This is a genomic window from Ignavibacteriota bacterium (genome assembly GCA_016707525.1).
GTDB lineage: Bacteria > Bacteroidota > Ignavibacteria > UBA10030 > UBA6906 > JAGDMK01.
Genome location: JADJHP010000008.1, coordinates 154174 through 166794 on the forward strand (window position 1 = coordinate 154174; position 12621 = coordinate 166794).

At 60.5% G+C, this 12621-nt stretch carries 10 protein-coding genes; 1 reads left to right on the forward strand and 9 read right to left on the reverse strand.

The window, feature by feature from the left end:
- Nucleotides 1-193: 193 nt before the first annotated feature.
- The 6 genes from IPI01_13700 to IPI01_13725 all read right to left on the reverse strand — a co-directional run bounded on the left by IPI01_13700 (nt 194) and on the right by IPI01_13725 (nt 7186).
- A complete protein-coding gene (locus tag IPI01_13700; GenBank protein MBK7258822.1) occupies nt 194-838 on the reverse strand; it encodes a hypothetical protein in 645 nt (214 codons plus the stop codon).
- A gap of 551 nt (nt 839-1389) precedes the next feature.
- Nucleotides 1390-4044 (reverse strand): LPS-assembly protein LptD, encoded by a 2655-nt coding sequence (locus IPI01_13705; GenBank protein ID MBK7258823.1) that lies wholly within the window; start codon nt 4042-4044, stop codon nt 1390-1392.
- A complete protein-coding gene (locus IPI01_13710; GenBank protein ID MBK7258824.1) occupies nt 4041-5360 on the reverse strand; it encodes a replication-associated recombination protein A in 1320 nt (439 codons plus the stop codon). Before IPI01_13710 ends, IPI01_13705 begins: the two co-directional genes overlap by 4 nt.
- A complete protein-coding gene (locus IPI01_13715; GenBank protein ID MBK7258825.1) occupies nt 5360-5704 on the reverse strand; it encodes a septum formation initiator family protein in 345 nt (114 codons plus the stop codon). Before IPI01_13715 ends, IPI01_13710 begins: the two co-directional genes overlap by 1 nt.
- 33 nt (nt 5705-5737) lie before the next feature.
- Nucleotides 5738-6403 carry a hypothetical protein gene (locus tag IPI01_13720; GenBank protein ID MBK7258826.1) on the reverse strand — a complete coding sequence of 222 codons (666 nt, stop codon included), beginning with the start codon at nt 6401-6403 and terminating at the stop codon, nt 5738-5740.
- 78 nt (nt 6404-6481) lie between these two features.
- Nucleotides 6482-7186: a site-2 protease family protein gene (locus tag IPI01_13725; GenBank protein MBK7258827.1), complete on the reverse strand. Its 705-nt coding sequence runs from the start codon at nt 7184-7186 to the stop codon at nt 6482-6484.
- A gap of 941 nt (nt 7187-8127) precedes the next feature.
- Between IPI01_13725 and IPI01_13730 the strand changes: the two genes are divergently transcribed.
- Nucleotides 8128-10152 (forward strand): T9SS type A sorting domain-containing protein, encoded by a 2025-nt coding sequence (locus tag IPI01_13730; protein ID MBK7258828.1) that lies wholly within the window; start codon nt 8128-8130, stop codon nt 10150-10152.
- A 169-nt stretch (nt 10153-10321) separates the two neighbouring features.
- Here the strand turns inward: IPI01_13730 and IPI01_13735 are convergent, their stop codons facing one another.
- From IPI01_13735 to IPI01_13745, 3 genes are all read right to left on the reverse strand, one after another.
- Nucleotides 10322-10774: a hypothetical protein gene (locus tag IPI01_13735; GenBank protein MBK7258829.1), complete on the reverse strand. Its 453-nt coding sequence runs from the start codon at nt 10772-10774 to the stop codon at nt 10322-10324.
- Between the two features lie 146 nt (nt 10775-10920).
- The gene (locus IPI01_13740) at nt 10921-12048 is read right to left on the reverse strand and encodes a D-alanine--D-alanine ligase (protein ID MBK7258830.1); all 1128 of its coding nucleotides are present in this window, start codon (nt 12046-12048) and stop codon (nt 10921-10923) included.
- Nucleotides 12049-12060: 12 nt separating this feature from the next.
- Nucleotides 12061-12612, reverse strand: a complete 552-nt coding sequence (locus IPI01_13745; GenBank protein MBK7258831.1) for a hypothetical protein — start codon at nt 12610-12612, stop codon at nt 12061-12063.
- Between the last annotated feature and the right edge of the window lie 9 nt (nt 12613-12621).

The following is a 12621-nucleotide window of genomic DNA, read 5'->3' on the forward strand; positions in this document are numbered from 1 at the left end:
GGAGGCATCGGGAAAAACGCAGGAGGCGGAGGTCCCCGTCTCGGTTTCTCCAAATTCTTCGATCAGCGGCATACACCACGATTGCTGTCAGTCGTCCACGGAGTGGAGAAACCTCGCCAGGGAGCCTCCACCTCCTGCCACCACCTGCGTAGCAAACCCCTAAAGCCTATACTGAGTGATCCCTTTTCAATCTTCACCGTACCAAGGCAGCGATCGCATCCTCCCATCGGCGTGTCGACCGGAAGATCGTCCCGGATCGGGACTGCCCTGGTTGACCCGTGGTGAATGAAATGACCTCCTGCGATGTCGACGGTTCTCCGCCCGGTTGCTGGGAGTGCTCATTGATGGTGAGGGTATAGCGTACGTTGACGGTCACGCGCGTCCGATGGGGCCCGGCGTCTTGCAGTACAATGTTCACCTTTCCGTCGAGATAGACCTGCCGTTCAGCGCGACAGGTACTCCCAAGATATGTCTCCGTCCACGCCGTATCCGCCTTCGTGGCAGGATACCTGTAGCTGCGCAGCACGGAGGGACCGTGCATCACAACGTAGGAGAGGGTCCCACCGTCAACATACTCCTCCGGATCACCCATGCATGTGGCACTGACGAACCCTGTCTGTCTGTCCATCGTGACGATGTCAAAGGGACTGGTTGCCAGGCCGCGGATCAACTGGATCCACACCGAGTCAAGCGACTTGTCCACCTCAAGGGGACGGGTCTCCTGCACGTTGTGGGTCGGCGGCGTATACGTTGACGACAATTGGATCGCGGCACATCCAGGAAGGGTCAGGAAACAAACGACAAGACACGCGAGTCTTGCGGCCGGGCGCATGGTCATCGCGTCCTCCCTTCGGTTCGTGTGCCTGCCGGCGGCTGCGCGGGTTGAGGCGGTGGCGTACTGTCGCGCCGGTTTCCCATCTCCCTCCGTGGTGATTCTGCCGGTGGCGGTGTTGATGGACCGCGGCCCGGATGAGGGTCATGAGGTGTAGGTGCCGGAGCCGGCGGCGGTAGTGGATGTCCGGGTCCCGGATGGGGCCGCGGTGGACGCGGCGGAGGAGGTACGGGCTCGTAGATGATGACCCGCTCCTCTTCCTGCGCGGGAATGACCATGATGCATCCGGTCATACCCACCACACAGGCGATGCCCACCGAGAGCATCAGGATGTTACGCACGAGCATTCTCATGATGGATCCCTCCTGGTTCTTGCCTCAGCTTGTACATCTCCTGTGCCATCACGAGACCGTCAATTCCAGCGTGAAAAGGCTAACGCGGTGTCCCCTTTTCCGTCCGACCTGTCTTGCCGAGTGGACACCCTGAAAAGCAGAAAGGCGCGGTTGCCCGCGCCTCCTGGTCCAGTTCCTGCTGTGATACCCTGACGTCCCCCGTTCCTAGAAGATCTCCCTCGCACTCTCCTGCTTCGTCACCTTCACGTCCTGCAGCTGCGGCGCCTTCAGCCGGATCTCGAGCTTGAAATTCCGGTAGAATCCGGTCGGCACCCAGGAAAAGTCCATCTCCCAGCAATGCAGGTCGCGGTACACCGTGATCTGTGGCGCGGCGATGGTCTTGTTGATCAGATCGTAACTCGCCGTCATCGTGATCTTCCAGTACTCCGTCAGGTTGAACCCGAGGGCTCCGCCGACCGTCGAGCTCCTGTACAACAACCGCGGGTCGCCGGGCCGGCTTTCCGAATAGTTCCACGTGAGGTCCAGGTTCCACGGAATGCTGAAATCCGGCGCCTGCTGATCGTACAACCCCACGAACCCCGCACGCTCCCGCTCCGCAAGAGAGTCCTCGGCAGAACGGACCGGCCCTGCAGTGGTCTTCTTCTTTTCGCCGCTGAGCCGGGTGCCCAGACTGATCGAGAATCCGGTGAGGTCGCCAAAACGCCCGGACTCCGCAAGCAGAAGCTTGTTCACGCGCCTGCCACCCAGGAAGGAGTTGGTGTCGGCCTGGAATTTGTACAGGTTGTACCGCGCGCTGCCGCCGATGTTCAGATACTGGCCGATGTTCGTACGGAACGACGTCGAGACCTCGTCAAACCGGAGGCTGTCTCGCGCGAAGTTGTACCCCGAGGAAATGTCCAGGTTCAGGAGCGTATATTTGTTCGTCCGGTCGGATGTATCATCGGCCGCGGTCTTCATTTCAAAGACGTTGCCGATGCGGAAGGAGAGCGCCTGCCGCTCTTCTGTCGGCGCGCCGCCGTACACTTCTTTCTCGAACTTACTGTACCGCTGCCGCACGCCCGATGCATCCACGTACGATCCATAGTATCCGTAGGAATCTTTCGAGAAGTCCGGTTGATACGTATAGGACACGCTGGGCAGCACCTGGTGGCGTATGCCCTTGATGCCGAACATGTTCGGCTGGAAGATGCCGACGAACCGCGTGCTCGCCGAGATCCCCATGTCGAAATACCGCACGGCACGGAACGACTTTACATCATTGGTGGCAATGCTGCTGTCCGCGGCATTGAACTGCCGGTTGATCGACTTGTCGTACCACTTCTCATAATAGTTGAAGAACGGCGCAAGGGTGAAATAGCCGACCTTCGGGGAGGCGTTGACCGTGACAACGTGCTGAACCCCGCGTCGCTCGTCGACCGATGTGGTCCCGGACGTATCGAGCCGTGTGGTGATGCGGTTGTTGGTCAGCTGGCCGCTGTAGGAATACCCGATCAGCTCGTACCACTTGAGATCCCCACTCCCGCCGGATGACGCCGAACGGAAGGGAAAGCTCTGACTTCTATTGAAGCTGATGCTGGGAAGGACCTCACTCAGCTCCACACTCCCCGCCGTGGGAACCAGGTTCTGGTCACGGTGCAGGTTCACCGTCATGCTGTTCTGCGTCCCTTCCCAGTATTTCGTCAGGGTCGCATTGGACACCACGTTCTGCCGCAACAGGTCGTTGAGTGAGTTGCTGGTGTTCTGGAAGTACGACCCGCTCATGAAGGTGAAGTCGACCGTGAACCGTGTGGTCGGATTGAAATCCTGTGCGTGTCCGATGTGGACATTGAACACATCCTGCACGGTGTACGTGGGATCGTTCTTCTCTGAGTTCACACCGACCACGTGCCCGTACGACCCGCTGATCGATCCGCTGAACAGATACCTCACCGCATACCGGAGGTCCGAGTAGAACGTGTAACTCCCTTTCGTGTACCCATCCGCCCGGACACTCCAGTCCATGTAGTCATTGATCGCCCAGTAGTAGCCGAGATGGAGCATATACCGCCCGCGGGCGCTCTGGCCGTACGCCGGAGCGATGAGCCCCGACCGCCTCCCGCGGTCGCTCGGGAACACCCCGAAGGGGAGCGCGAAGACCGGGACATCGGCGATGTACAGATAGATCGGACGTGCGATGACCTTGTCCCGCAGCTGGACCTTCATCGTGGGACTGGCAAAGTAATAGTGTGGATGGTCGAGGTCGCAGGTGGTGAACCGTCCGTGGTCCACATACAGGACATCGGGCTCGGCCTTCTTGATGGCATCCCCGTAGTAGAAGCCGTTCTCCATCGCGGTCTTCCCGAGATCCACACGCCCCTTTTTCGATTTGAAATTGTACGCGATCTCGCTGCCGTGGTAGGTCTCACCGCCATCGATGAGGTCGGGTATGCCTTTCATACCATGCCCGGTGGTGTCCGTCGTGTCCACGGAACCGCGGGCGAAGAGCTGGGAGGTCGTCCAGTGAATGTCGATCTGGTCCGCCTTGAGCCCGAGTTCTTTGTAGTCGATCGTGGCTTTGCCGCGCGACCGCATGACGCGGTGGGCCACATCATAGACGATGGAGTCTGTTGCGGTGTACGTCACAACGGAATCGATGCCGGAGGAGGTCGCGGCTGAATCGGACTTGAGCGCCAGGGTGTCGGCCATCGCCCGGAGTGTGTCCGCCGCAAGGCGCAGACTGTCGACGGGTGCCCGGACGGTATCGGGCCGCGATTGCGCACCGGCCGGCTGCACGCCGAGCATGGTCAGGGCGGCGCAGCAGAAGGCAGCGAGGAAGAGAAGCCGCACCGGGCGATATGGACCACCACCGTATGCCGTCACGGGCGTTTCTTTCCCGGCCACATGCGAAGGAGACGGTCACGGATGTCTTTTTCCCGCCCTGTGGTGGCCGGACGGTAGTAGACCTTCCCCTTCAGGGGATCGGGGAGGTATTGCTGCTGCACGAAGTGGCCGTCGAAGTCATGCACGTACTTGTATCCATCGCCGTATCCCATGCTCTTCATCATGCCGGTCGGGGCGTTGCGGAGATGCAACGGCACCACGGTATCGGGCCCGCGGCGCACATCCTCCTGGGCTTCGCTGATCGCCAGATAGGAGGCATTACTCTTGGGCGCGCACGCAAGATAGGTGGCGCACTGCGCCAGAACGATGCGGCCTTCCGGCATACCGATCACATCGATGGCGTTGAACGCCGAGATCGCGAGCGTGAGTCCGTACGGGTCGGCGTTGCCCACATCCTCCGCGGCCAACACGACCATGCGCCGCGCGATGAATTTCGGATCCTCGCCGCCGTCGATCATCCGTGCGAGCCAGTAGACCGCGGCATCGGGATCGCTCCCGCGCATGCTCTTGATGAATGCGGAGATGATGTTGTAGTGCTCTTCGCCGGCCTGGTCGTAGCGCTGGCCGCGGCGCTGGAATGCTTCGTCGAGGTCCTGCGTGGACACGGTCACCGGCGCGGTGCTGCCCCGTCCCTCGGCAAGCTGGACGGCCGTCTCAAGTCCGTTGAGCAACATGCGGGCATCCCCACCGGAAAGGAAGAGCAGTCGCCGCACATCCTCGACCTGCACCTGCTTCGATGCAAGCCAGGAATCTGTCTTTACAGCATGGTCCAGGATCGACCGGAGGTGTGCCTCATCCAGCGGGGCCAGTGTATACACGCGACAGCGGGAGAGCAGCGGCGAGATCACTTCGAAAGAAGGATTCTCGGTGGTGGCGCCGATGAGCGTGACGATCCCCTCTTCGACGCTGTGCAGGAGCGCGTCCTGCTGCGCCTTGTTGAAGCGGTGGATCTCATCGATGAAGAGGACGGTGCGTTTGCCGGTGCGACGTGATGCCTGTTCGAGAACGGCGCGCACATCCTTGACACCCGCGGTGACGGCACTCAACTGAACGAAAGCGCCCTCGGTGGTACCGGCAACGAGGCGCGCGAGCGTGGTCTTGCCACTTCCCGGCGGACCCCAGAGGATCATGGAGGGCAATCGATCGGTGCCGATCAGGACGCGGAGAGGTTTCCCTTCGCCGAGGAGATGCTCCTGTCCGGCGAACTCATCGAGGGTACGAGGCCTGACTCGTTCCGCGAGAGGGACGTCGTCCCGCCTGCGCTGGTCGGGGGTTTCCGTGCCGAAGAGATCCATCAGCGGGCCGGGGCGGTCCTGTACACGGTCTCGCCGGAACGGCTGAGTCCGTACTTCTCACGTGCGGCCCGTTCTATCTCTTTGTAGTTGGAGTCGAGGTCACGGGAGCGTTGCTGGAGCGCCTTGTACTCGGACTCCGCCTTGCGTATCTCCTGCTCGAGGTAGGATTTTTCCTGTTCAAGCTGAAACCGCGCCCGCACGCCCTGCTTGCCGAAGAGCGCAAATCCGAGGATCACCGCGCCGACGATCACTACGGCGGTGAGGCGCTTGTTGCGCACAGCGCGGCGCAGCAGCTCGCGGGGGGCGAACTGCTTCCGGGCCTTTCTGTAGAACAGGTCTTCCATGATACATCAATGTACGAGGAAATCGGGGAAAACTCAAAAGGCGGTGTGGCCCGGATCCCCGTTGGGCGCGTACAACCCCCCGGTCGCCTCCAGCCAATCGGCGATCGACTCCACGGCCCGGGGAACGTCATTGTCGGATATATCCAGGACCAGGACCGGAAGCCGCGACACGGCGACCAATTCCTCCATCAGCTCCTGTTCCCGCTTGAACACGCTCAGATCAGCGTATTGTTTCGGATTTCCCGAGACCTTCAACCGCTCTGCCCTGGCTGCTCCGAACGAATCGGCGGACCGGGTGCAGAAGACGAGGCGGAAGCCCAGGGGGAGCAGCTGGTCCTCCAACCACCCGAGATCGTACTTCTTCCCGTACGCAAGGTACTGATGCATCTGCGTCGAGATATGGAACCGGTCGATGATCCACGAATAGTACCGCTGGAGTTCGAAGAGACGCACCCAGGTCCGGTACGTCTCCATCGCCATCTCTTCTTCGTGCGGCTCGAAATTGATCAACCCCCTCCCCCAGGGGAAGTTGGTGAAGGCACACCATTCGGCGGAGATGATCGGGGAATGATAGCGGTACTTGCGCGGGCCGACGATGCGCGGATGTTCATTCAGCGCGAAAGCGATGTCGGTCTTGAAGGTCAGTCGTGTACCCTCGAGGATCACTTTGGGGCAGAGCTTGCGTTGTTCCGGTTCCATCGGCATGCGTGGTGGACGTTGGTACGAGGATGCTGCGCACGTGTTTGTCGCAACCCCGCCAGGGTGTACTCCAGGGGATCAGTGATACTGGGCGATCGGATAAAACAGAATATTGATGAAGACCAGATGGAGCGGATCGTAGATATAGTCGAACACGTTCCACGCCACCAGGATCCCGATAAGGGAGAAGGCGCCGCTATGGACCACCTCGAGATACTTCCGGGCGCGCTCCGTGCTCAGGAACAACGGAATGATGCCGCTGCCGTCCAGCGGAGGCAGCGGGAGAAGATTGAAGATGAACAGGAGCAGGTTCAGAGAGAAGAACACGTTGATGAATGCCGCCACGGTCGTCAGGACGCCGGCCTCGGTGGATTCGATCACGTGCGCGAAGTCGATGGAGTCGGGCGGGTTGAAGATGCCGGCAGCGATGCCCAGACGGATGGCCAGCGCCGCAAGCAGCGCCAGGAGCAGATTGGCTGCGGGCCCGGCGGCGGACATCTTTGCCGATGAGCGGGGATACTCATGGGCCCACCGGGGATCGTACGGCACGCTGGCCCACCCGATCATCCAACCACCGAGCACGAAGGACACGATCGGCACGAGCACGGTACCGATGGGCTCCCGCCGGATGTGGGGGATGGGGTCCAGGGTGACCTGTCCGCCTTCGTATGCCGTGGAGTCACCGAGCCGCCATGCAACGAAGGCATGCGATGCCTCGTGCAATGTCGTTGAGAACAGGAAGGCAACATACCACAACAGGCCTTCGGCTACCTTCTCCATCATGACAGCGTCTCCATACCATGGGTCACGGAACGCAACGGCCTCTCCGCGAACAGCGGAGAGGCCGGGAAGCCGCTCTTCAACTCCCCCGGTCTGATATCAATGTACCTCGGGGGAATGGGTTTGTCAATACTGCATCAGAAGCGTGGTGTGACCTCTCCGGTCACTTCCACCCCAGAGCGGTCTTCGAACTGCGCAACGCTCACCGGGGCCCTCCCCGAGGGGGGGGGGGTGGCCGCGAGCTCCCACGGGGGGGCTTTTCCTCGGCTGGTATACACAACGACGACCCCGCCGTTCCGCGCGACCCCGCGGGGGGGAGCCCCCCCCTGGAATGCCTGCACGAGCGACACGGGGTCGTCGTAGGACCCGATCCGTACCCGACGCCGGGAACCCAACCGAAGAACTACGCGGGCGCGCCCTGTAAGCCCTCCGCCGAAGTCGCGCCTGAAACATGAACCGGATGCACACAAGAGTGCCATGCACCGGAACTGATCCGTCCTGGCTTGCTGTTCCAGAAACGAATCAGTATCATGATACCAGATCCGGGGGGTCTGGCATCTGCACGTACGCTTCTTGACCTCTCATGTCAGGAAGCGTTTTTCATTCTTGACCCCCGGCGTAAACCGGTGTAGAGTGCCACGATCTCCGGAGAAGTCACTACGATGAAATCGTTCGCCTGGTTTTCCCTTCTCGGTTCTCTCCTACTTCTGTCTTCCTCCGTCGCTGTAAGCCAATGGGAATGGGTCGGAGGAGTCAATGGTATGTTCTTCAATTCCGTGGGTGTGGTGCACGGACGCGTGTACCTTGCCAGTGGAGGTCCAACCTGGACCCATCTTTCTGTGTCAACGGACCGGGGCCGGTCATGGATCTCTACGCCCCAGCTTGTGGGAAGCTGCGCACACAGATTCTGCAGTGCTCCGGCGGGACCGGATACGACGGTGTTCATGACCGCCTGTATCGGTAGCACCGTGCTCCTTCGCTCTACCAATGGAGGCTTCACGTGGGTACCCAGCGATATCGGGCTCGATCAACAGGAAGTGAAGGCGATAGCGTACTCACCCGGAACCGGCACCAACGGTTGTCTCATTGCAGCAACCCTCACGGGCGCATACATTTCCACCGATGGCGGCCAGCAGTGGGTACCAACCGGTTCACCGGTCCCATCGTCCCCGTTGAATGCAGCCGCAGCAACGGATACGTTCTTGTTCGCGGGGACCACGGGAAGCGGTGTGGCCAGGACTTCGGACCATGGAACGACGTGGACACTCTGCAACACCGGACTTGCCGATACAACGGTGACCCTTCTTGCCGTTTTCGATCGTGTGCTGTATGCCGCTTGTGACAACGCTGTGTTCCGATCCACGAACAACGGGGCCACATGGCTGGCCGTCGGCCCTTCACCGGCCCCATCGACGGTCGCGAATCTTACGTTCATCAGACGGGATGGTGCACCACCGACCGTGTTCGCCTACGGGAGCGGAGGTATGTACCGGGTCGACGACGGAGAAGCCGCGTGGACGAAGATCCGGGAAGAAGGGACACCACCGTACGACATCTTCTCGAGCGGATTGGCCGCCATCGATTCGCTCTTGATCACCGTCTCCCCGTACGTCGTCTCCACTTCCTCCGATCGGGGGGCCACCTGGATTCCCGTCCCCGTAAACACCTTTGCGCAGGAACTGTGGAGGGATCCATCTGGCGGCAATGCAGACTGGCAAACCATGTACACGGCCATCGACAGCTCCCTATTCCGTTCGACGGACAAGGGTGGTACATGGCAGAAGATCTTTACGAACGATGAGCGGGGCGCGATCGCGTGTCTCTTCACCCCCGAAACCTCCTCCCTCCCATCGTCTCACCTTTTGCTCACCGGATCCTACCCTGGATACACCAATATCGCTTCGGTCCATCGGTCGATCGATGGCGGGACCAACTGGAAAAGGATCCTCACGTTCGAAGGCGAAAGGTGTATCAGTGTGACCGGCTCCGATTCCCTGGTATTCGCGGCCGCGATTTCCGGCATGCTGCAGGCCGTCCCGGGAGATACCGTTGCCGGAGTCTACGTGTCATCGGATGCCGGGACTTCATGGACAAAGGCCCAATGGGGTGCCCCCTCGGATTCCGGCATCACCGATCTCACCCTCCTGTCCGGCAGTTCCGGACAGAAGATCCTCTTCTCAGGTTCATACGACATGCTCTTCCGCTCCACCGACCTCGGGAGCACATGGACGTCATCCATGGCCGGCATTACGAGCCATGGACGGAAACTGATCCGCAAAGCCGGCAATGCCCTCTACCTTGCCAATAATGGAAGGGTCAGGGTCGAGTATACGAATGAGGGCGATCCCGTCAGTATCTATGACAGCGCGCGGGTCTTTCGGTCGATGGATGAAGGTCTGTCCTGGCAAGACATCACCGGGAATCTGCACGCAACATTCATTCGCGGCTTCGATGTTGTTTCGTTGAACGGAACACCTTCCGGCGCTCGGCTTGCAGCGGTCTCCGATGATTCCGTGTTCGCCTGCGTCGACGGCCCGGGCATGTGGCAGAACGTCACGTACGGCAGCTCAAGTGACATGCGATTCACGCGCGGGTCGATCATTGCGGACAACGATCACTTCTACCTCGGTATCGGTGATCTGCGCAGACTGGCCTGGACAGAAATACCCGGCCTGACGGATGTCGGCGGTGCTCCGTACGTTCCAACGGCGTTTCATCTGGATCAGAACTACCCCAATCCATTCAACCCGGAATCGAATATCAGATATCAGATCTCTGAATACAGCAATGTGGTGCTTGCTGTCTACGACATCCTCGGCCGGGAAGTCGCAGTGCTGGTGAACGAAACGAAAGCTCCGGGAACGTATCAGGTGAGGTTTGATGGATCGTCATTATCCAGCGGGGTGTACTTCTATCGGCTGCAAACGGAGAGACGTGTCGAGACCAGAAAGATGATGCTCTTACGATGAGGAGCAGGAACACCTGGATCGGGGATTCCCGCTCCAGGAGGAACAGCGGGACTGTATCGTACAAAAACAACGGAGCAGCCGTCCTGGCTGCTCCGTGTCGTGCCCACCTCTTCCTCTATCCCCGCTCACTGCACTGCGAGATCCGTTCCACCCACCGCGGAACGGACGTTCACTTCGTTGCAACCGTCGGCCCATCCGCTGCACCGGCGGAAGCGAATCCGAACGTCCCTGCCTTCGCATAGGAGTTGTAGAACCATGCGCACCGCTGGGCGACCCGCTCGCTGTCGTCGAACTGCGTTGCACGCTTCACCGCGTACAGCCCGCGCTCGTCACCGATCTGGCACAGCGCCAGCGCCGCTACGATCCGCGTGGATTCCTGCTCGCCGTCACGGAGCAGCTTCATCAAAGGAATGACGGCCTTGCTGCTCTTCAACTCACCAAGCATGTTTGCCGAACCTTCGACCAGACCCTGATTGTCCGATGCAAGCCCAATGAGAAGATTCTCCTCCGCACTCGCATACTGCCCGGGGGTGAGGCCGTTCGATGTATCGGTGGCCGTTGCGATGGAAGCGGTCATCAGCACCAGAACAACCGCGGCAAGAATAGCGACTGTTGTCTTCATTGCTTCCTCCCTCTACGTTGATTGTGAAACCGTTGGTTGTCGTATCTGCTTTCTGATACGACAACCTCCGTGAGGGGTTGGGGAAGTGCGATGAATGCGTGGTGGGGTGCGACGGAATGCAGAAATGCGGGACGGGTGTCCTCAGTTCACGGACGGTACCATTCTTTGCTGGGGTCATACGTGCGCCGGAGGGCCATTTTTGCGGCATGCCGCTCCCGCGCAAGATCCACCAACCGGTCCAGAAGCCCCGAAAATGGCAGTCCGCTGGCCTCCCACATCTTGGGATACATACTGATGGAGGTGAATCCCGGAATGGTGTTCAGTTCGTTGATATACACCTTCTTCGTCCGCGCAACATAGAAGAAGTCCGCGCGCGCCATGCCGGCGCAGTCGATCGCGCGATAGGCCTGCACGGCAAGTTTCTTGATCGCTGTTATTGCCGCACGGGGCAGCGGAGCAGGGATGAAGATCGCCGACTTCCCGTCCACGTACTTCGCGTCGTAATCGTAGAACTCATTCGACGGCACGATCTCTCCTGGCAACGATGCCTCCGGCATGTCGTTTCCGAGCACGCTGCACTCGATCTCGCGTGCGTGTGCGATCCCCTGCTCGAACACGACCTTCCGGTCGTACGATGCCGCGAGCTCCATACCGGCGATCAACTCTTTCCGCGTGTGCGCTTTCGTGATCCCGACACTCGATCCCGTGTTCGCGGGCTTCACAAAGACCGGATAGCGCAACGCCTTCTCAACCTCCGCAACGACGGCCCGGGGTGCTTCCTGGCACCGCTGCGCCAGTGCCCACGTGTACTTCGCGATATGCAGTCCGGCATGCGCGAACAATTGCTTCTGCACGACCTTGTCCATGCCCACGGATGATCCGAGCACTCCGGCGCCGACATACGGGACCTCGGCAAGCTCGAGAAGCCCCTGGAGCGTGCCGTCCTCGCCGTACGTGCCATGGATCAACGGGAATACCACGTCGAGGGGCTCCATGCGCTGGCCACCGTTCGCAAGGAACAACAGGCCCGGCCGTCCCGGCTCCGGCACCAGCACGCACTCACACGACGGGTCAGGGATCCTGTTCTCACGCAACTGCATGAGCACATCCGGTGCACTGTACCAGCGGCCCGCACGGGTCACGCCCACAGGCACGACCTCGTACCGCGCCGGATCGAGGGTGCTGATGACGGATGCTGCGGAGACGAGTGAAACCTCATGCTCACCCGACCGGCCGCCGAACATGACCGCAATGCGGATCCTTCCCTGTGCCATGGATGCCACGTCCTATTCCAGTGCGCGATAGAACCGCGCCAGGGAGGTGCTGGGCGGCAATGAATTCTCGGTGATCTGGTACAGCAACCGCCGTGCATCACGCTTCCATACGATGCGAACAGCCTCACTGCTCCAGGGCTGCACCTTGCCGTTGGTCCGCACCACACGCCGCGTAGACGGCACCACCACATAGATCTCTTCGTCGGTCACGTGCATCCCTTCAAGGGCACCAAGCTGTCCGAACGTGTACCCGATCTCCGCGTACAACGTGTCGGCGATCGTGAACAGCTTCTTCTCCGTGATCGTCCGGCCCTGACGGGAGAACTGCTCCGCTCCCTCCTTTTCATAGGAGGACATCATGATCCGGAAGTCGCGTTGCACCAGGGAGTCTGCCAGCTCATCCGAGCGGAGATCGGCGAGCCGGAGGACGGCCTCACCCGATCCATCCTCATTCACCGAGATCCGGTGCTCGGTCGTACGGATCAGGATGCAGCCGGGAACGATCATCAGCACGGCGAGCACGAGGAGCGGGGCAGCAACTGTCCGGAAGCGGCAGGTCGGCATGGGCGTATC

Coding starts and splice junctions, on each gene's coding strand:
- IPI01_13700 (MBK7258822.1), bottom strand. CDS start 838: ATGACCATGCGCCCGGCCGCAAGACTCGCGTGTCTTGTCGTTTGTTTC.
- IPI01_13710 (MBK7258824.1), bottom strand. CDS start 5,360: ATGGATCTCTTCGGCACGGAAACCCCCGACCAGCGCAGGCGGGACGAC.
- IPI01_13715 (MBK7258825.1), bottom strand. CDS start 5,704: ATGGAAGACCTGTTCTACAGAAAGGCCCGGAAGCAGTTCGCCCCCCGC.
- IPI01_13720 (MBK7258826.1), bottom strand. CDS start 6,403: ATGGAACCGGAACAACGCAAGCTCTGCCCCAAAGTGATCCTCGAGGGT.
- IPI01_13725 (MBK7258827.1), bottom strand. CDS start 7,186: ATGATGGAGAAGGTAGCCGAAGGCCTGTTGTGGTATGTTGCCTTCCTG.
- IPI01_13730 (MBK7258828.1), top strand. CDS start 8,128: ATGACCGCCTGTATCGGTAGCACCGTGCTCCTTCGCTCTACCAATGGA.
- IPI01_13735 (MBK7258829.1), bottom strand. CDS start 10,774: ATGAAGACAACAGTCGCTATTCTTGCCGCGGTTGTTCTGGTGCTGATG.
- IPI01_13740 (MBK7258830.1), bottom strand. CDS start 12,048: ATGGCACAGGGAAGGATCCGCATTGCGGTCATGTTCGGCGGCCGGTCG.
- IPI01_13745 (MBK7258831.1), bottom strand. CDS start 12,612: ATGCCGACCTGCCGCTTCCGGACAGTTGCTGCCCCGCTCCTCGTGCTC.